Annotated in this window: 16 protein-coding genes and 1 pseudogene; 3 read left to right on the top strand and 14 right to left on the bottom strand. The window is 50.1% G+C overall.

All coding sequences use genetic code 11. The features are described from left to right. Nucleotides 1-2: 2 nt before the first annotated feature. The 3 genes from Q1B04_RS12110 to murF form a co-directional block, all read right to left on the bottom strand. A complete protein-coding gene (locus tag Q1B04_RS12110) occupies nucleotides 3-479 on the bottom strand; it encodes a hypothetical protein (RefSeq protein ID WP_299759076.1) in 477 nt (158 codons plus the stop codon). Nucleotides 480-506: 27 nt separating this feature from the next. Then, on the bottom strand, nucleotides 507-1,013 hold the full coding sequence (locus tag Q1B04_RS12105; protein ID WP_299759075.1) for a hypothetical protein: 507 nt from the start codon (nucleotides 1,011-1,013) through the stop codon (nucleotides 507-509). Between the two features lie 467 nt (nucleotides 1,014-1,480). After that, entirely contained in the window at nucleotides 1,481-2,770 is a 1,290-nt protein-coding gene (gene murF, locus Q1B04_RS12100) for a UDP-N-acetylmuramoyl-tripeptide--D-alanyl-D-alanine ligase (protein ID WP_299759074.1), read from the bottom strand. A 170-nt stretch (nucleotides 2,771-2,940) separates the two neighbouring features. Between murF and Q1B04_RS12095 the strand changes: the two genes are divergently transcribed. After that, a complete protein-coding gene (locus Q1B04_RS12095; RefSeq protein ID WP_299759073.1) occupies nucleotides 2,941-5,172 on the top strand; it encodes an FG-GAP-like repeat-containing protein in 2,232 nt (743 codons plus the stop codon). Next, the gene (locus Q1B04_RS12090) at nucleotides 5,172-5,558 is read left to right on the top strand and encodes a hypothetical protein (RefSeq protein ID WP_299759072.1); all 387 of its coding nucleotides are present in this window, start codon (nucleotides 5,172-5,174) and stop codon (nucleotides 5,556-5,558) included. The genes Q1B04_RS12095 and Q1B04_RS12090 overlap by 1 nt, the downstream gene beginning before the upstream one ends. Nucleotides 5,559-6,067: 509 nt before the next feature. Here Q1B04_RS12090 and Q1B04_RS12085 read toward each other — a convergent pair. The 4 genes and pseudogenes from Q1B04_RS12085 to Q1B04_RS20020 form a co-directional block, all read right to left on the bottom strand. Continuing rightward, the gene (locus Q1B04_RS12085) at nucleotides 6,068-6,844 is read right to left on the bottom strand and encodes an amidohydrolase (protein ID WP_299759071.1); all 777 of its coding nucleotides are present in this window, start codon (nucleotides 6,842-6,844) and stop codon (nucleotides 6,068-6,070) included. A gap of 32 nt (nucleotides 6,845-6,876) precedes the next feature. Next, complete coding sequence (locus Q1B04_RS12080; protein ID WP_299759070.1) at nucleotides 6,877-8,025, bottom strand: pyridoxal phosphate-dependent aminotransferase; 1,149 nt, start codon at nucleotides 8,023-8,025, stop codon at nucleotides 6,877-6,879. 64 nt (nucleotides 8,026-8,089) lie between these two features. Beyond that, a pseudogene (locus Q1B04_RS12075) lies at nucleotides 8,090-8,530 on the bottom strand (uracil-DNA glycosylase family protein); the annotation flags it as partial. A gap of 12 nt (nucleotides 8,531-8,542) precedes the next feature. Then, complete coding sequence (locus Q1B04_RS20020; protein ID WP_366524680.1) at nucleotides 8,543-8,668, bottom strand: hypothetical protein; 126 nt, start codon at nucleotides 8,666-8,668, stop codon at nucleotides 8,543-8,545. An 83-nt stretch (nucleotides 8,669-8,751) separates the two neighbouring features. Here Q1B04_RS20020 and Q1B04_RS12070 point away from each other — a divergent pair, with 83 nt between their 5' ends. Beyond that, the gene (locus Q1B04_RS12070) at nucleotides 8,752-9,348 is read left to right on the top strand and encodes a hypothetical protein (protein WP_299759069.1); all 597 of its coding nucleotides are present in this window, start codon (nucleotides 8,752-8,754) and stop codon (nucleotides 9,346-9,348) included. Nucleotides 9,349-9,422: 74 nt separating this feature from the next. Here the strand turns inward: Q1B04_RS12070 and Q1B04_RS12065 are convergent, their stop codons facing one another. The 7 genes from Q1B04_RS12065 to Q1B04_RS12035 form a co-directional block, all read right to left on the bottom strand. Further along, nucleotides 9,423-9,839 carry a hypothetical protein gene (locus Q1B04_RS12065; protein ID WP_299759068.1) on the bottom strand — a complete coding sequence of 139 codons (417 nt, stop codon included), beginning with the start codon at nucleotides 9,837-9,839 and terminating at the stop codon, nucleotides 9,423-9,425. 201 nt (nucleotides 9,840-10,040) lie between these two features. Further along, nucleotides 10,041-10,850, bottom strand: a complete 810-nt coding sequence (locus tag Q1B04_RS12060; RefSeq protein ID WP_299759067.1) for a hypothetical protein — start codon at nucleotides 10,848-10,850, stop codon at nucleotides 10,041-10,043. A 167-nt stretch (nucleotides 10,851-11,017) separates the two neighbouring features. Beyond that, nucleotides 11,018-11,425: a response regulator gene (locus tag Q1B04_RS12055; RefSeq protein WP_299759066.1), complete on the bottom strand. Its 408-nt coding sequence runs from the start codon at nucleotides 11,423-11,425 to the stop codon at nucleotides 11,018-11,020. Nucleotides 11,426-11,439: 14 nt separating this feature from the next. Then, entirely contained in the window at nucleotides 11,440-14,505 is a 3,066-nt protein-coding gene (locus Q1B04_RS12050) for a PAS domain-containing protein (RefSeq protein WP_299759065.1), read from the bottom strand. 555 nt (nucleotides 14,506-15,060) lie between these two features. Further along, entirely contained in the window at nucleotides 15,061-18,432 is a 3,372-nt protein-coding gene (gene mfd, locus Q1B04_RS12045; RefSeq protein ID WP_299759064.1) for a transcription-repair coupling factor, read from the bottom strand. A gap of 211 nt (nucleotides 18,433-18,643) precedes the next feature. Continuing rightward, a complete protein-coding gene (locus tag Q1B04_RS12040; RefSeq protein WP_366524679.1) occupies nucleotides 18,644-19,048 on the bottom strand; it encodes a transposase in 405 nt (134 codons plus the stop codon). 307 nt (nucleotides 19,049-19,355) lie between these two features. Next, on the bottom strand, nucleotides 19,356-20,057 hold the full coding sequence (locus tag Q1B04_RS12035) for a haloacid dehalogenase type II (RefSeq protein WP_299759063.1): 702 nt from the start codon (nucleotides 20,055-20,057) through the stop codon (nucleotides 19,356-19,358). Nucleotides 20,058-20,116 lie beyond the last annotated feature (59 nt).

Below are 20,116 nucleotides of genomic sequence, written 5' to 3'. Positions count from 1 at the left end.
TGTTAGGAAAGTTCTTGTCTTTGGGAGATGAACGTGTAAGTTCTTCCTTCGCACCACTCCAATTTAAATGTGCGACTACCGTTGATGGAGTTCACCGGCTGCTCCACACTACCAAGAAATGCCCGAATGGGATTGGGTGTTTCGCCGTTCACGGATTTGATGCCCACATTTAATGATTTAGTGTAAGAAGGTTTGTCTGTGATTGGCACTGTAATTTTAACAGCACCTTGTGTAGTAGTGTTGTTCCATTTGATTTTCACAGTTTTTAAATCATTCCCTGAACTCGATGAGGTAAATGTTCCTCCTGTAACCGTCCAAGTAGCCGTTCCATTGGGAGCATTATCATCGGTATAAGAAACCTCCTCATTAGGGCATACTGTAGTGTAGCCATGAACTTGCCCAAAAGTATAGTGGGTAAAAAATAATAAAGGGAGTAATAGGCAATACCTAATGCTTGGCAGTAGATTAAGTTTGTACATCTGTTTTATATTTAAGTTTGTTGAGTTTTATAGTCTGAAGTTTAACTGAAGCGAGGATATTGGTTTTATGCTGGTGGTAAACTTCTCCCTTTTATCGCCTCCAAATAGTGTTCCTCTGTCTTCAGGGCGTGCATCTATACTACCTTGTGTGCCTGCAGCGGTATATTCTGTTTTGCTGTACATTATAGATGCCTTGCATTCTGCTGCTAAAAAAAGCCGAGGAGTCAGTTTTAACTGGAGGTTTAGGAATGGCTGTACACCATAGCCACTTGTTTTGAAATCCTGTTCGTATTTTTGGCGGATCAAAGTGTTGTCTCCAATTAAAATGTTATCCACTTCTTCATGCTTGCGTGATATATATGAAGAAGCATCTATCCCCATGCCTAAAGAAATTAGTTCATTATGCTGCTTTCGCCACTCATACCCTATTGCAAGTTCAATGAACTTAGTGCTAACAAGAGAATCTTGTGGTGCAGGATGTTCTTGGTGGGTTGTTAAATATGTTCTTTGGTCATAAGCCCCAGAAGCGCCCAACCTAATGGCTTTGCTTTACTTATACAAATGCCTGTATATCAACCCTAATGCAGTGGGATGCTTGGCTGTGAAGCCATCAGCATCATAAATCGGGTTTACAGTTACCCCTAACGAGTGCCTATAAAAAATAGAATCCTGTGTTTGCGCTTTCGCCAGTTAGCAGAAGCAGAGTAGGAGGGTGAGTAGTAGTAGCTTGTTTCTCATGGCTAAAAATTTTATGTGAAAATATGCGAATAATACATATAAATATAAAAATATTTATATGTAAAGCAGCATGCCTTTTTACAGTTTCCCCGCCTCGAAATGATTTTAGATGCTTTTACAGGGCTTTTTGTTTGCAAAATAGAGCTGAAAAAGGAGGGTAAGTAACATAGAAACCTGAAGCATGTTGCCTTCCTAAACAGCAAAAGGGGCAGGAGTTTTATTGCTCCTGCCCCTTTTCGTTCAGAATAAATAGCATACAGTTATCAGCCAAGCTCCTCCACCAGCGTCTCCAGCCCCATGCCCCGTGAGCCTTTTATCAGCACATAGCTCTCCGCTACCGGGTTCTTGCGCAGCCAGGTTTGCAGCTCCGGCTTCGTCTCAAAGTATAAAAAGCTCTCATTTACCTCTGCGCCATACTTCATATCCTTACCGCAAAGTATAACTGTATCAAAAGGCTGCTCGGCCACTACCTCGCCCAGTGCGCGGTGCTCGGCCTCGCTCTCTGCACCCATTTCAAACATATCGCCAAGTATAACTACCTTCTTTGGCGCATGCATACTTCCGAAGTTGCGCACAGCGGCGGCCATAGAGGTAGGGTTGGCGTTGTAGGCATCCAGAATAATGGTGTTGCTGCCCTTCTGCAGCACCTGCGAGCGGTTGTTTACCGGACTGTAGTTGGCAATGGCTTCGTTTGCCTGCTGCAATGGCACGCCAAAATACTTGCCGATGCAGGCGGCGGCGGCCATGTTCTCGTAGTTGTAGCTGCCCACCAGCTGCGTCTGCACCACATTGTCTTCCTCATCTTTGTAAACCACGTAAGGCGATGCTTCTAACAATTCGCTGTAGTAGTAATCGGCTGGTGCAGGGTAAGTTATTTTATCTTCTATGCGGCGGCTCATGCGCATGAGGTGTTCGTTGCCGGTGTTGATAAAAACGGTGCCGCCATGCTCCAGCAGGTGCACATACAGTTCGCTTTTGCCACGCGCCACGCCCTCCAGACTGCCAAAGCCCTCCAGGTGCGCCTTGCCAATGTTGGTGATCATGCCGTGCGTTGGCTGGGCTATACTTGACAGCAGCGCAATCTCCCCGATGTGGTTGGCCCCCATCTCGATAATGGCCATCTCGTGCTCCGGTTTAATGCGCAGCAGCGTGAGCGGCACCCCGATGTGGTTGTTCAGGTTGCCCTGCGTGTAAAGCGTGTTAAACTTCTGGCTCAGCACCGCATAAATCAGCTCTTTGGTGGTGGTTTTGCCGTTAGAGCCCGTAATGCCGAGAACCGGTATGCTTAACTGGCGGCGGTGGTGGCGCGCCAGATCCTGCAGCGCCTGCAGCGTGTCCTCCACCACAAGCACATTTTCCGAAGCCATACCTGGGTCATCCACCACGGCAAATCTTGCACCCTTCTCTAAGGCCATTTGGGCAAACTTTGCTCCTTTAAAATTAGAGCCGTTCAAGGCAAAGAACATACTTTGGTCCTGGTCGGCGCGGGAATCGGTGCTCACGTGGTGGCACTCCAGGTATTTTTGGTATAGAAACTCAATTTTATTCTGCATGAAATGCGTAATTTTAACTTAAATCGGATGCTCGCCGTCAAGCCTGGTACATCAAAAGTATAGAGGCTTAATACGATGGCAATATACATTCAAATAAACATAAACGACAGCAGGCTGTGTCTCGTTCATCAAAATAGCCTATAGCCGTACCTGGCACCAAACCTACGCTTATGAAACCTTGGATCCCGCTTCTGTTTATACTTTTTGCAACGGTTGGCGCTAAGGCGCAGCAACAGGAGCCGCTCCGGTTCCGGATGACGCAGGATATACCTGTAACTACGCAAACAAAAGACCTTCTAAACCCGTGGAGCGGAGGCCTAAATACGCCCCAGTTCTCCACCATAGACCTGAACCAAGACGGGCAGGAAGACCTGTTTGCGTTTGATAGGCAGGTGCGCAAAGTATACACCTGGCTGGCGGTGCAGGAGGCGGGGCAGTGGCGGTACAAGTATGCGCCGGAGTATGAAAGCTTTTTTCCGGATGATCTGGATTACTGGGTGCTGCTGCGCGATTACAACTGCGATGGGTTGAAAGACATCTTTACCAGTTCTCCGCTGGGCATACGGGTTTTTGTGCAGGAGCCGGGAGGGCAGCCTCAGTTTACTTTGGCAACCGACGCCCTGCGCTATAAAAACGGCAGGGTAAACATGCAGATGAACAGTGCTGATGTACCTACCATTACGGATATAGACGGCGACGGCGACCTGGATATCCTGATCTCCCATTTTGCGCAAGGCTATTACCTGGAGCTGTACCGCAACGTGCAGGCCGAGCAGGGGCTTGCCTGCGGGTCGCTGCAGTTTGAGCAGCAAACTGACTGGTGGGGCGGCATTACGGAGTGTGAAGGCTGTAACAGCTTTGAGTTCGGGCAAACCTGCCAGATGCGTGAGGGAGAGAGTACAAACGCGCCCATGCACTCCGGTCACGACGGTTCCTCTTTGCTGCTGATAGACACCGATGCTGACGGGGATAAAGACCTACTGATGGGAGCCGTAGCCTGTGATAACCTGGTGATGATGGAAAACAAAGGCGACCGCAATCAGGCGCTGATGAACGGTTTCACACCTGTGTTCCCGACCAGCAAGCCTGCCAGTTTTAACCTTTTTCCGGCGGCTTATTATGAGGATGTCACCTTTGATGGCGTGCCTGACCTTTTGGTGGCGCCACAGGCGTATGCTGAAATAACAGACATGGATTTTCAGCGCTCCACCTGGCTTTACCGCAATCTGGGCGCAACCGACAAGCCTGAGTTCAGTTTTGTGCAGGATGATTTTCTGCAGGGCCATATGATTGACCTGAGCGAAGGCGCTTACCCCGCTTTTGCAGACCTGGACGGCGACGGTGACCTGGATATGCTGGTCGGGAACGATGCCAGCTACCGAAACGGCATTTACAGCGGCTCCATCAGCTATTACCGCAACACCGGCACTGCCACCGATCCGGCTTTTGAGTTGGTAACCGACGACTTCCTGAAACTGCACAGCCAGCAGCTTTATAGTATAAAACCTCTTTTTGCCGATGTGAACGGTGATGGCAAACCAGACCTTGTGCTTACAGCAAAGAGCGAAGGCACTACCCGCATTACCTGGCTCCGCAACCTGGCAGCCACAGGCCAGCCAGCAGCCTATGACCTGGCGCAGCAGCAGGAGCTGCTAAAAACAGCCCACAGCGATTCGCCCGCTTTTGCAGACCTGGACGGCGACGGCGACTTGGATTTGCTGTTAGGCAAAGCGGCCAGCAACCTGGAGTTTTACCGTAACACAGGCACGGCTTCGGCACCGGTTTATACGTTGGAGAACAGCAGCTTTGGAGGAATCGGTTATAATTTTGAGCGCCGCTACCTGCATCCTTTCGTGTATGATATAGACGGCGACGGCGCACTAGATTTGTTGACAGTGGATGAAAGCGGCGAACTCCGCATCTTCCAAAACATCACCCAAAGTATAACTACTGCCTTAACTGCCGAAACAGAAGTGCTGGAAAACGAGCTAACGGAGCAGGTGCAGGCTACCAGGTTGGGCAACGGCCTGAGTATAGCAGCAGCGCCTCTAGGCGGAGAAGGCAAACTGTACTTGGTGTTGGGGTCTAGAGGCGGTGGTTTATACTTGCTGCAGCAAACTTCAGGCTACAAGGCGGGCACAGGTGCAGGTGAAAAACTCTCGTTGCTGGTATATCCTAACCCGCACGACAACAACCAGGAAACACCAGTAAAAGTACAGGCTTCGGAGCCGGTGCAGCTGGAAGTATACGATGCGGTGGGCAAGCGCGTCTACCGCAGCCATCCTAACAAGTATACCCATACCCATACCTTGCAGGTGCAGGGGCTGCAGGCTGGTATTTACTTTGTGAGGGCTAGCTCCGAAAGCGGCAGCCATACTTCTGTTAGATTGATAGTACGCTGATGCAGGCATATTTATACGTTGATTTAGCAGTAAGCACAGCCTTTCATCAGCCGGTGGTGAAGCAGGTGCGCCAAAGTATGCCTGCCGTCTCTGTACTTGACCTGGATGCTGCTTCTGATAAACTGCTGCAGCACTACGCCCTGCGCCTGCTCCGGGAGTCTGAACGTGCGGTGGTAAGTATAAAGTCTGATGAAAACACTGCTGACCTAAATAGCCTGATGCCGCTGCTGGAGGAACTGTTTGTAGAGGGAAAGCAGCGGCTGATACTGCTGCAGGGCCAGCACCCGCGCCTCCAGCGCATCTTTGCTGCACGCCCGCATGTAGACTTAAAGGTAGTGCGGGAGGAGGAGGTAGTGCCGGCGGTGAGGCAGTTTCTGGAAGTATGATTTTAGCGTTATGGCTGTACTTGCGGGCTAGTGCTGGTTAACAGCTCATACCATCTATGGCTATACTTTGTTGCTGCTGTTTTCTTCAGTTTGATACAGGCTATACTTGCTAGCTACCGTTCATCTAAGGCTCTAGATCCTGCTCGTTCCAGCTCTGGCTTTGGCTCTCTCCAGGCGGGGGTAGGGGCCCTCTTTAAGGGAGGCCTCGTCTTCCCGCATCGCGCGGTGTATTGAAGCTGCCGGGGGTAGGGGCCCTCTTTAGCTCCGCTGCAGGCTGCCCTTACGGGCGCCGCATCAATACAAGGCGCTCAACGGAAAGGCTGGGACCGTTTTCGATAGCCACCGCTAATGCAACTTGAACCGAACTCCCGCCCCTGTTTTGGGGGTAGAGGCCCTCGAGAAAAGAGGAGGGCTGGGGCGGGGTAAAATTCTCCGCCTTAGACAAGGAGGGGTTAGGGGTGGTTGGACCCGGTATAGCAACTTTATTAAGCCTCTGGTGCTAACGTAAATCACCCTTCCAAACTGAACCTGTCGGCATCTAAATGCGCCGGGAACGCCTCTCTGAAATCTTCCAGCTCTTTTTTACTTAAAGTTAAAGTATGGATGCCCTCTACCTCGGCTGTTTCTAGTAAATGGTAACCTTTAGGGTGAATGATAGCAGAGTCGCCGGAGTAAGGGTGATTGTTGCCGTCGGTGCCTACGCGGTTTACGCCTGCCACATAAGCCAGGTTTTCGATAGCGCGGGCCTGGAGCAGCGTGCGCCACGGCTGGCGGCGTATTTTGGGCCAGTTGGCTACGTACAGCAGCAGGTCATAGGCACTATCTGTGTTGCGGCTCCAAACCGGGAAGCGCAGGTCGTAGCACACCAACGGGCAAATTTTCCAGCCGTTCAGCTCCACTAGCAGCCGCTCTTTGCCAGAAGTATACGTATGGTGCTCCTTGGCCATCCGGAACAGGTGTTTCTTATCGTAGGTGGCAAAGCTGCCGTCGGGACGCACCCAGTAAAGCCGGTTAAAATGCTGCTCCTCCGCCCGCACCATCACACTTCCTGTTACTACCGCCTGGTGCTGCTTCGCCTCCTGCTGCATCCAGTTCAGCGTGGTGCCGTTGGCCTCTTCTGCCACATCGGCTGCATTCATGCTGAAGCCGGTGGTAAACATCTCGGGCAGCACTATCAAGTCGGTTTTAGGGGCGGCATTGGCCAGCTTTTCGCTGAACATGTTGCGGTTTGCCTCGGCATCCTGCCAGTGCAGCTCCGTTTGTACTATGGTAACGCGTAGGTTCATGAACGAGAGTTAAAACAATTAACAATTATTGATCAAAGTTTAGCTAGCTTCTCTCCGGCTGCTTTAAGGGTTTCTTCGCTCTTGGCAAAGCAGAAGCGCAGGTACTTGTTATCTGTTTTATCATGGTAAAAAGCGGAAACAGGGATGGCCGCTACGCCAGTTTCAGTTGTAAGACGCTTGGCAAAATCCAGGTCATACTCGTTGGAGATGCCGCTATACTTAGCCAGCTGAAAATAAGTGCCTGCCGAAGGAGTGAGCTCAAAGCGGCTTTGCTGCAGTTGCTCCACAAAGAAATCGCGCTTAGCCTGATAAAAGTCCGGCAACCCGAGATAATGCCCCTCCTGATCCATAAAATCTGCAATGGCCAGTTGAAAAGGAGTAGCGGTGCAGAAAGTGATGAACTGGTGCATTTTGCGCAGTTCGTTAGTCAATTGTGGCGGCGCGATGGTATAACCCACTTTCCAGCCGGTGGTGTGATATGTTTTACCGAACGAGGAAACTACAAAGCTGCGCACGCGGAGCTGCGGGTGCTGTAAGGCGCTGTAGTGTTGCTGCCCGTCAAACACCATGTGCTCATACACCTCATCGCTCAGCACCAGTATATCCGAGCCGTCCAGCAAATTGGCCAGCGTGTCCATGTCCTGCCGTGTCATAACGGCTCCAGTGGGGTTGTGGGGTGTGTTGATGATGATCATGCGGGTGCGAGGCGATAGTCGTTTCTTCACCTGATCCCAATCCACTGAAAAATCTGGCAGCGCCAACGGCACATAGATAGGGGAACCGCCGCACAACCGGATAACTGGCGCATAACTATCGTAGCAAGGCTCCAGTACCACCACTTCATCGCCGGGCTTAACAACGGCGGTGATGGCAGCATTCAAGGCCTCTGTGGCACCGGAGGTAACTGTTATCTCTGTGTCCGGGTTCGGAAGGTAACCGTACAGCTTCTCTATTCTCAGGCTGATTTTGTGGCGCAGCTGCGGCATGCCATGCATGGGCGCATACTGGTTAAAACCCTCCTGCATATACTTTGTCACCAGGTTTATCAGCGGCTCCGGGCAATTAAAATCCGGGAAACCCTGCGACAGGTTTAGGGCCTTATGCTCGTTAGCAAGCGCCGACATAACCGTGAAGATGCTGGTGCCAACATCTGGCAGTTTGCTTGAGGGGTAGTTTATCATATAGCAAGTATGGACTTAGGGCGTGTTCGGTAATGTACTACAGAAAATGAATATACGTATACTCTTAGATAATGGACTTCACAAGTTGCTGTACATACGGTATGGCATCGGCCTCAAACCATGGGTTGCGACGAAGCCAGAACTGATTGCGCGGCGAAGGGTGGGGCATGGGCATGTAAGAAGGTAGGTATTGGTGCCAATTGGTTACGGTTTCAGTTAAAGTAGGCTTGGCCTGATCTCCCAAAAAGTACTCCTGCGCATACTTGCCGATGAGCAGCGTGAGTTGGATATTCGGCAGCTGTTCCAGCAATTGCTGGTGCCAGTGCAGGCTACACTCAGGGCGGGGCGGCAGATCCCCGGATTTGCCTTTGCCGGGGTAGCAGAAACCCATCGGTATAATGGCCACCTTGCTGGCATCGTAAAACACCTGCGGCTCCAGGCCTAGCCACTGCCGCAGGCGTTTGCCGCTTTGGTCGTTCCAGGGGATGCCGCTGGCATGCACTTTAGTGCCAGGAGCCTACCCTACCACCAGTAGCTTTGCGGTGCTGCTGGCTGTCAGCACAGGGCGTGGCCCCAGCGGCAGGTGTTCTTCGCAGATGCGGCAGGCGCGCACGCGCTGCAGTAAACTTTCCAGTTCCTCCATCCCTGCAAAAATACAAAGTATAAATTTAAATAGAATTGCCTGGTTTGAAAGACTAACTTTTACAGATCAAGTATAAAGCAATAATGATATACCAAGTTACACTGCCAAACATGCTGCTGTGGCTGCTTTTACTTTTGCTGCAGTTACCGGCCTGGGCCCAACAGCAGGAGCCTGTCTATAAAAATGCTGTAACAGTTAAGTTTTTCGGGCTCTCCACACACCTTAAGGAAAGCCAGGATCCCAAATTATTCCCAAACCGATTAGATAAGAACGGCGTTTTTGTGCTAAACCTGGGGGCTATAGTAGGTTATGAGCGCTTTGTACTGCAAGATAGGGTCAGCATTCGTGCCGAGCAAGGCCTGTATGCTGACTGTGCCGCTGAGTTAGCCGGTTTTACTCATTTGGGTTTTCGGGGTATACTTTTCCGCAGCGGCAGGCATTCTGTAAACGGCGGCTTTGGCCCCACATTGGTTTACCGCAAAGACTGGAACACCCTAGAAGGCTACGGAGACGACGGCTACTTTAACCGGCATGGGCAGTGGCAATACAGGTTTTACTGGTACGGCGGTGAGTTTGAGTATAACTATAAACTAAAGCAGGATACGGAGCTTTCGGTAAACCTTGTGCCGGGTTTGCCTGAGTTGATATCAGTGGGGGTAGGCCTGCGCAGGTTGTTTTAGCAGTATAAGTGGCCAGAAAAAACGAAAGCCGGTATAACCGGCTTTTAACATTTTACCCTTTCAGCAAAACATAGTTAATCTTCATAGTCCTGCCAAAAGCCATCGTAATGGCGCTGGGGCCTGCGGTGCGGGTGCGGCATCAGTGGATCTTCGGACCAACGGTCTTCAGCACGCTGGTTGCTTGGGTCAAAGTGCACATCGCGCTGGCGCCAAATAGGCTCGTGCGGGTGCTGCTCGTTTATACGATGGTGCTGCTGCTGGCGGTAATGCTGCTGCTCAGGTAGCCACTCTTCACGGTTGAGCCTCCGGTTTTCTTGCTCAAATCGGTCTGTGTTTTCCGGATGCCAGTCCTGCGGATGGCGGTTAACAGGCGGCATAGGCTCTCCCCAACGGCTCCTGAAGTCGTTAAAGTGCTCCGGGTGCGGGTGGCGGCGGTGGCGCTGGTGTTCCCAATGGTGCGGGTGTCTTGGATCTTGCTCTTCGTGCTGCATGCTGTGTTTCTTAAATGGTCAAAAAATAATCCTGAAAGGCCTGTAGCTTCTAAGTGTACGGCATGATAATCAGGATGTTCCTTTTTAAGATACGCAAAAAAGCCAGAAACAACAAAGCCAGCTCCGAGGGAACTGGCTTTGTTGTTTCTAACTAAAACTAATCTACTACCAAATCTACCTAATATAATAAAGCAATACGGTTTAGCGGCGATAGCGTTGGTTCCTGTCGGTATTGTTATAGTCACTGTCTTTGCCTGAGTCTGTTTCGTCTGCCCAGCGAGGGCCTCCTTCGTAGCCTCTGTCAAAGTCGCGGTCGCGGTAAGGCTCTGAGCCATAACGTTTATACGAATCTACACGGTCAGCCCCACTCTGGTGCTGGTGGCGCGGGCTATACTCCGGGTCGTCAGAGTGCCAGATATCGTTCCAGGTATCTTTCATGCGGTCCATAAAGCCTCGGTTATCGCGTGGGTATGGTGCTGTTGCGTCGCTATCTGGTGTGTAGCGGCCCTCGCGGTACCAGTTATGAGAGCCGCTGCCGTAGCGGTAATCATCTTCTTTGTAGCGGCTTTGGCTACCCGGAGCTTCGCGCCACGGTTCGTTGCGGTGGTCGTTCATGTCGTTGTAGTTGCCTTGCAATGAGCCTCCTGACCTTTGCGGACGGTGCATGCTATGCCCCTGGTCTCCGCGGTTGCCGTAGTTAAGCTGTTGGTTATCTTCGCGATAGGCGCTGCCTTGCTTGCTGCCATAATGATCGCGTAGGTGAGCATTTCGCTCCTGGGCATAAGTAGAACGGCGGTCATGTTGGTAATTGTCACCGTACTTCTGCTTGTTACTGTCCTGAGCGCCACGCGGGTTTGGGCCGGTATGGAAATAATTGCCTTCGCCCCACTGGCGGTCATCCTGGCCGCGGTAACCGTAGCGCTGGCCTTGCTGGCCCCATTTTTCCTGGTCCTTCTTATACAGGTCTTTACCTATCTCTTGGTTATTGCGATTGCGTTGTTCATCTGCCATAGCTTTATCTGTGTCTTTTGTATGTTCGTGAAAATATTACCCACAACAGTGTGGGGTTATATTTACGGTAATGCAAGAACTATAGTTAAAGAGCGGGCATAGTATAAAGCAGTAGCGGCACCCTTACCAGTAAGGGTGCCGCTACTGTAGCAAGTATAAAATAGCTGCTAAAAATACTCCTGCATAATCTCGCGGACGTCACCTTCGGCCAGCGGCTTGGAGTAGTGCTTGCGCACGTCCGGGAAATGCTTCAGCTTTTCGAGGTCATAGAAGCTGGCTGAGGAAGTAAGCATCAGCATAACAGTATCGCCTTTCTGTTCGGGCGTGAATTTCTGATACTCCTCCAAAAACTCAAATCCATCCATCACAGACATCTTAATATCCACGAAGATAAGGTTAGGGCGGGGATAGCCGTCCACGTTCGCAAAGGCGTGTTCCAGATAATCCAGGGCTTCTTCGCCGTTCATTACTACTCTAATATCTTGGGCTACCTCCAGGCGGTTGAGCAGGCGATGATTCAGGTAATTGGTTGTTTCATCGTCATCGATCAGCAGTATGGTATTCAGCTTTCTCATGTTCGGTATCTGTGTTATTTCTTCAGTTTAAAGTATAGGTAAAAGGTAGTACCCTCGTTCACGGAGCTTTCGATGTTGATATAGCCGCCGTGGTTGCTTAAGAGCCTGTTTACAATGTATAATCCTAGCCCTGAACCTTTTACATGGTTATGGAAGCGCTTAAACATCTGGAATAGCTTGCTCTCATGTTTATTCATGTCGATGCCCAGTCCATTGTCCTGTACTTTCAGTTCTATGTAATCAGCCTTAACGGCAGATACAATACTGATTTCCGGCACACGGTCCGGGGAGCGGTACTTTAAGGCATTGCTGACCAAATTATAAAGTATACTCTTCAGGCTGGAGCGTGTAAACGGCACTTTATCTACAGCAGAGAAGTCGACTGAGATTTTGGCCCCCATGCCATCAACCTGATCTTGTACGCTTGTCAGCACATCCTTGATTGTTTCGTTAAGGTCTATGTCATCCAGCTTATGGTCTTTCGTGCGCTGGATACGCACTACCTCACTCAGGTCATATATGGTGTTGTGCAGCTGCTTTAAAGACTTATTGAACATTTCGATCAGCTTCGGGGCATCCGGGTCGTTGAATGTTGCGTCGTTCATCAACTCGTCAAAGATGCCGGACATGTTAATGATCGGCAGTTTCAGGTCATGAGAGGCTGTGTATACAAAGCTGTCCAGGTCTTGGTTGATGCGTTCTAGTTCGATGTTCTTTTCCACCAGCTCCTCCTCCGCGCGCTTGTGGTCCTCGATGTCGGTGCAGGTGCCGAACCATTTGATAATATTCCCCTTCTCATCGCGCATCGGCATGCCCTGGCCCAGGAACCAGCGGTAAGTGTTGTTATAGCCATTCTTGATGCGGTACTCTATTTCATAGTACTCACCGGTGCGGAGAGAATACTGGAAGCGATCCATGGCGCGTTTCTGATCATCGGGGTGCAGCACAGTATTCCAAGCTTCACCGAAGCTATCCTCAAATTTTTGGCCGGTGTACTCATACCAGCGTTTGTTAAAATAATCCGTGTATCCATCCGGGCGCGTAGTCCAGACCAGCTGCGGAATAGACTCAGCTAGGAACCGAAATTGCTTCTCGGATTCCTCTACTTTCTCGCGGAGCAACTTTTGCTCATGTATGTAAGTGGCTGTTCCGAACCACTTAACTATTTCTCCATCGGCATTGCGGTGAGGGAGGGCACGGGCCAGAAACCAGCGGTAGTCATCTGTATAAATATCTCGGAGGCGTAGCTCACGCTCGTACTTTTCACCAGTGCGCATTGAGTGCAGCCAGTCATCCACAGTGGATTGTTGGTCGTCGGGGTGCAGCGATGGTCCCCAGCCGAAGCCCAATGTCTCCTCCTGCGTCATTTTGGTGTAGTTGTACCACTGTTGGTTAAAGTAGTCCACATGTCCGTCAGGGTTTCCGCTCCACACAATATGAGGGATAGACTCCGCCAGCATCATAAATTTACTGTTGCTATCCTCCAGCTTCAGCATCATCTGCTTCTGTTCTTCTATGTCGGTATGTGAGCCGACCCACATGGTAATGTTGCCGTCACTGTCGTAGATCGGCAGCGCGCGGGCCAGAAACCAGCGGTATTCGCCGTTTTTACTAAGCCAGCGGTTTTCAAGGTAAAAGGGAGAGGCATCTTTCAGGGAATCTAACCATACTTTTTTCGTCATCTCCCAATCATCCGGGTGAATAAAGTGCCCCCATCCCCAATCTCTGAGCTTATCAAAACTAGCAGCTGTATAGTCGTACCAGCGGGAGCTGTAATAATCTACGTTGCCATCAGGGGTTGCTGTCCAGGTCATCAGGGGCAGCGATTCCAGAATGTCTTTGGTGCGGGCCATAGATGCCTGTAGCTTCAGGGCGGTTTCGCGTTGCTCCGTTATGTCCACCATGGCACCAACCATGCGCACCGATTCGCCTTTCTCGTTCCGGATAACGTAGCCCTTGTCAAGCACCAGCTTATAGGCGCCGTTTTGGCAGCGAAAGCGGTATTCCGCTTGCCATACACTGCCATGGTCTATTGTATGATGGATGGTGTCGCTGACAGCGGCTATGTCATCAGGGTGAATGCGGTTTGTCCACGATTCAGGTCCTGGCTCCTGTTGAAGGACCGCGTCATCGTACCCAAACAAAGTCTTAAAACCTTCGTTCCACCACACGGTCTGGTTTACTAGGTCCCAATCCCATATTACGTCATTTGTGGCCATGGCTATGCGCTCGAAGCGTTCGTTGCTCTCCTTTACCTTGTGTGCGTGTTTTTTCTGGTTGGTTATATCTACCATAGAGCCCAGCATGCGCAGTGGCTTTTGCTGTGGGTCATAGAAAATATAGCCATGATCAAGCACATTCGCGTAAGTTCCGTCTGCGCGGCGGTAGCGGTACTCGCCAGTCCATGACTTTTGCCCGGTCAAGAGCGCGTTGTTCAGGCTGTCGCGCAGCTGCGGGAAGTCATCAGGGTGCACTTGCTCGTCCCACACATCCAGCGTTGTAACCAGGTCGCTGTCGGCATAGCCAAAAATCTCTTTATAGTTATCACTCCAGACCAGCTTGTTGACGGGTACATCACATTCCCATACTACAGCGCCAGCCACTTTCGACATGATCATCAGGTTGTCTTGAGTGGAGGCGAATTCACGCTCTGCGAATACTTTCTCGGTAATGTCGCGCACTTCGTGTAGAATATAGGCCACATCGCCTGCTTCTGTCAGAACGGGAGCGTTTATAACCTGCCAATAGCGCTCCTCAAACCCTTTTTCCTTTTCTTGAGGAAGAGGAATATCGTAACGGTTAGAATCGATGCGCTGCTCCTGCTTTGTCTTGAGAGCCTTTAGCAGGGAGGTGTGCAGGTTATCAGAAAGCTTTTTGGGCAAAGCTGCGGGGTTGTCAGGGAAGGCATCGAAAAGAAATTGCCCTTCTATCTCTTCCCGTTTCTTTGAGGTAGCATCTAAATAACCGTTTGTGGCGGCAAGTATTTGGAAGTCGGGTGATAGAATCAGAAAGGCACCCGGCATTGCCTTAAATAATTGGGTGAAATCTATCTTCGTATTAACAGCTGCTGCTTGGTCCATTGATGGATGTTAGTAAAAGTGATAGCTGCCGTACCCGGCTTAAAGGTAACAACATGCGCCATGCTGCTGCCTTGTTCTGGCATAGCTAAGCGGTAATACCAAATTTAGCTGATTTTGTTTAGTTTTTAGGGCTTTTATCCGTAGCTATGCGCGCTTTTTCGCAGACCCTACATTGTACGAGCTCTGTGGCATCTTTTATAGAAATATGGCTGCCTCCAGGTTGCAGGTTTTTGTTCAGAATAGGTTGGTGCTTCAGGTTAAAGTCAGCTTCTTTTAGAAACTGCCCTGATCTGTTTCGTCTGAAATTTTCAGAAGAGAGCTGAGCAGGCCCATACTTAGTATATCCTCAACCTTGAAGCTGGCGGTTGGAGAGCATGTTCCAGAAGCATCAAGTATAAAAAAGCAGGGAGTGGGCAACGTGAGCATGCAAGTTGCTTCTAATAGGTTAGTAGAGAGTTTACTTTTATGTGAAGTATAAAGTGACAAGCCGCCTGCTATACTTTGTTACAGTAGGCAAAGTATAGCAGACGGCTTGTAAATCAAGAGAAAATCAGGTTAAGCCTGGGCAACCGCTTTAATGCCAAATTCTTCGAAAACCTCTTTTGCGTCTTTCAGGGACTGAACATCCTCTACTATCACAATCAGCTTGTCTTTGGCTTCTTTCAGGCGTGAGCGGCGCGGGTGCTGCTGCACATACTTTAAAATATTGCCAAAAGTGTCGGACTGGAAATACTTGTCGTTGTTCTCGCTTGGCAGGTAGCCTTTGATTGTTTCTTTTTTGATGGTAAGTTTTTCGAAACCTAACTGCTGTGCCTGCCACCTTAGCTTCACGATCTCCACGAGCTGCTGCACAGCTTCCGGCAGCGGCCCGAAACGGTCTACTATACTTGCGCGCAGCTTCTCCAGGTCCTGTAAGTCTTTGGTGCTGTCTAATTTGCTGTAGAGGTTAAGCCGCTCCGATATGTTGCTCACATAGCTCTCCGGAATCAGCACTTCCATATCTGTTTCGATATTACAGTCCCGCACCGGCTCTATAAACTGCTCCAGGTTATCGCCCAAAAACAACTCTCTGAACTCTGTCTCCTTCAGCTCTTTGATGGCATCGTCCAGCACCTGGTGGTACATCTCAAAACCTAGGTCGGTAATAAAGCCGCTTTGCTCGCCGCCCAGTAAGTTTCCAGCGCCGCGTATGTCCAGGTCGCGCATGGCAATTTTGAAACCTTCGCCCAGGTCCGAAAATTCCTCCAGGGTGCTCAGGCGCTTGCGGGCATCGCTTGGCAGGCCGGCAACTGGTGGTGTAAGCAGGTAACAGTAGGCCTTTTTGTTGGAGCGGCCCACACGGCCACGCATCTGGTGAAGGTCCGATAAACCAAACATGTGCGCCCGGTTGATGATGATGGTGTTGGCGTTCTCAATGTCCAGACCCGACTCGATAATGTTAGTACTTACCAATACATCATACTCGCCGTTCACGAATTTCATCATGCGTTTCTCCAGTTTTTCAGGCTCCATTTGCCCGTGGGCATAGGTTACCTTGGCGTCCGGCACATGGCGCAGAATCATATCCGCAATCTCTTCAATATCTTTAATACGGTTGTGCACGAAGAAAACCTGACCGCCGCGCTTCATCTCGTTTACAACGGCATCCCGAATCAAGCCTTCGTCAAAAACATGCAGTTCGGTTTTTACCGGCTGGCGGTTTGGCGGCGGCGTAGCGATAACAGAAAGGTCGCGGGCACCCATCAGCGAGAAGTGCAGCGTGCGCGGAATAGGCGTGGCAGTAAGCGTGAGCGTATCCACGTTTACTTTCATCTCCTTGAGTTTGTCTTTTGTTTTCACGCCAAACTTCTGCTCCTCGTCTATAATCATCAGGCCAAGGTCTTTAAATTTTACATCCTTGCTCACGATGCGGTGCGTACCGATCAAAATATCTACCTTGCCCTCGGCCACACGCTTTAGTGTTTCTTTGGTATCCTTGGTTGTTTTAAAGCGATTCACATAATCCACTGTTACCGGAAACTGCTCCAGCCTGTCGCGGAAGGTGCGGTAGTGCTGCATGGCAAGTATGGTGGTGGGCACAAGTATGGCAACTTGCTTGCCATCGCAAGCGGCTTTGAAGGCGGCACGAATGGCTATTTCAGTTTTACCGAAACCCACGTCGCCGCACACCAGCCTGTCCATCGGGTGCGGCTGCTCCATATCGGCTTTTACATCTTCCGTGGATTTAGCCTGGTCCGGGGTGTCCTCGTAAATAAACGACGACTCCAACTCGGCCTGCAGAAAGCCATCTTTTGTATAAGCATACCCCGGTGCGGCCTTGCGTTTGGCATAGAGGCTGATAAGCTCGTGGGCAATGTCTTTTACCTTGCTCTTAACCTTCTTCTTTTTATTCTCCCACTCCGGCGAACCCAGTTTGCTCATACTTGGCGGGCCGCCTTCTTTGCCGCTATACTTGCTTATTTTGTGGAGCGAGTGGATGCTGACATACAGCAAATCGTCGTCGCGGTACACGAGGCGAATAGCTTCCTGCAGACGGCCTCCCACTTCCACTTTCTCCAGTCCGGCAAAACGCCCGATGCCGTAATCCACGTGGGTTACATAATCGCCGGGCTGCAGCGAGCGCAGCTCTTTCAGCGTCATGGCCTTGGTTTTGGAGTGACCCTCCTTAGCCTTGTGCTGGTAGAACCTGTCGAACAGCTGGTGGTCGGTGTAGCAGGTTATCTTTAAGGTCGAATCAATAAACCCTTCACTGAGTGAGATAGGCAGGTGCTGGAAGCGTACATCGTGGTCCAACTCATCAAAAATCAGGGTAAGGCGATTTATCTGGCGCGGCGAATCTGTGGCAATCACATTTACAAAACCATCTCCCTGCTGCTCGTGCAGGTTTTTAACAAGCCTTTTGAAATCTTTGTTGAACGATGGCTGCGGCTTGGCCTGCAACTGCATCACTTCTGCATTTTTGAAATGGAAGCGCTTGCCAATTTCCACTATAGTATACTTGTCAAGCAGCTTTTTAAACTGCTTCTGCGTCTGAAACAGCTGCTCCGGGTCCGACACAATCTGGGTGCCGCCACTGCCCGCCATCAGCTTCTCGAAGTTGTGCGAAGCCTTGTCAAAATACTCATCTATCACGTCCAGCGTCAGGCGCACGTCTTTAAACCAGAGCGTGGTATTGGCAGGCAAAAAGTCGAGAAAGGCCTCACGGGTTTCCTGCAGCAGCTTTGTCTGTACGTTCGGGATAATAGAAATCGCCTTTTTCGTTTCTACAGACAGCTGCGTATCGGGGTCGAAGGTGCGTATACTTTCTATCTCATCACCGAAGAGTTCGATGCGATACGGCAGGTCGTTAGCGTAAGAAAATACATCCACAATACCGCCACGCACAGCATATTGGCCTGCTTCGTATACAAACTCGGTGCGCTCAAAGCCATACTCGGCCAGCATCTCGCTCAGAAAAGCCGTGTCCAGCTTCTCACCTACTTTGGCGCCTAGTGTATTCTCTACCAACGATTTTTTGTTGATCACTTTCTCTGTCAGCGCCTCCGGGTAAGTCACGATCAGCTCACCTTTGCCGGTTTTTTGGTTCAGGCGGTTGAGCACCTCGGCACGCATGAGTATGTTGGCGTTCTCGGTATCGTCGAAGCTATAAGGCCGCTTGTAGGATGTTGGGAAAAGCAGGATGTCTTTCTGCTCACCAAGCAGGTTTTTGAGATCAGTATAGAAATAGGCAGCTTCTTCTTTGTCGTGCATCACGAAAAGCTGATGCCCATAGTTAAGCGTATAAACCGCCGAGGCCATGACAGCATCCAGGCTACCCGCCATACCTTTTAGCTGGAGGCGGTAAGGTTCTTGGGCTTTTAAGCGCTCGGCAACAGTTTGCACCATACTGTCGAGGCGGTACAATTCTAAAAAATCAGTTACTTTCATTCAGCTCTATAACAAAACAGCAAAGGCAGAACACAGGACTTTTAGCTAGTCGTGTTCTGCAGCTTCTTCTTTACAAAGATACAAATAAACAATTGTCTATACCTGAACAGGAGGGAGCAGGAGAAGGTTGCGGGGGAGGGAGAGCTTTTTACCTTGAAATAGGTTTTTAAATAAGAAGTGATCCCGCTCTTTCGGATTTGCAATCCTATTTCTACTCCAGCAAAATAACATCCAGCAGCCCGAGCTGACCAGCGTAATTCGGGGCGGAGCTATACAGGTAATGCTCCGGTTCGGCTACAATCTCAGCCACCACAGGGTTTTGGTGAATGTACTGCAGTTTCTGCTCCATGAAGCTGTTTGAGTGTAGCTCTTTGGCTTCGTTGCCGTCTTGCCAGAATTTGAAGTTCTTAGTTTTTACATCGTTGGCCGCTGCGAAAGCAAAACGGTTGAGAAGCCAATCTTTGCGGCTTTCATTTTCTTCCTGTATCGCCTTTACAATAGCTTTGTTAGAGAATTTCTTAAAGTCCCGGAGAATATCTGACAGGATATGTCCTTCTGTGGCGCCGGCTATCAGGTGCAGGTGGTTACTCATCAGGCACCATGCGTACAATTCCAAGCCTTTGTGTTATTGGCAGTATTTCAAAGAGTCGATAACAATATGCCGGTAAACAGGGCGCGTGAACACATCTACCCAATCTACTACAGTCAGCCTGAGGAAGTATAAATAACCTGTATGTACTTTGTTTTTCAGCCCCATGCAACTGGATACGTGGTTGGTGGCGGATTATAAATCCTGGTAGTAAAAAACTTTCGGATTGCAAATCCGAAAGAGCAGAGGGTAAATTCCCCACGCTCTTTCGGATTTACAATCCGAAGAGCAATAACAGGCTTGCCTGAAACAGCGTAATTATACTTGTTATCAGCTACTTCATCTCTACCAGCATATCGGCCAGCTCCAGCAGGTTAGGGGCGGTAAGTTCCGGCTCCGGGGCGAGGGGGTAAAGTGCCTGGCCGGGGCGTGAAATAAAAGCTGCACGCAGGCCGCCACGTAAGGCACCAGCCATATCCCAACCATGGGCGGCAACCATCATTACATCACCTATGGCAACACCTAACTGATCTGCAGCATACTGGTAAGGACTGCCATGGGGTTTGAATTTTTCCACGCTATCCACACTAAAGGTTTCTTCAAAATAAGACTTCAGGCCAACCTGCTCCAGGTGCGGTATACTTGATTTGGCAGGAGAATTTGTAAGCGTGGCCAGCCGGAAACCTGCCTCTTTCAGCTTCTTTAAACCAGGTATAACGTCGGGGTGCGGTTGCGTTTCCTTTACCATACCCACCAGTTCCTGTTGCTTTTCCTGAGGCACATCCTTGCCTATCACTTTTGTCACCATTTGCATAGCGGCTTTGCCTACTTCGCTAAAATCGTGGTAGGTGCCGGTTGAGTTCTCCACGAGCGCATACGTTAACAAATAAGAGAACCATAACTTAAAAGCCAGCTCGTTGCCAAAAGTATGGTTCACGGCTTTTTGCATGGCAGATAAGTCGAGTAAAGTTTCGTTTACATCGAACAGTAAAACAGTAGGGCGGCCTTTGGATAAGTTTTCAGTATCGTGGTGCATCTGGAGCTATGTTAGGTTTCTGTGGATATGCCCTGTATACGCGTTAGGGGTGGGAGTAT

The organism is uncultured Pontibacter sp. (assembly GCF_947495565.1).
Taxonomy (GTDB): Bacteria; Bacteroidota; Bacteroidia; order Cytophagales; family Hymenobacteraceae; genus Pontibacter.
Note: the sequence above shows the minus strand (reverse complement) of the source record. Positions and strands in the feature narration are given on the sequence as shown.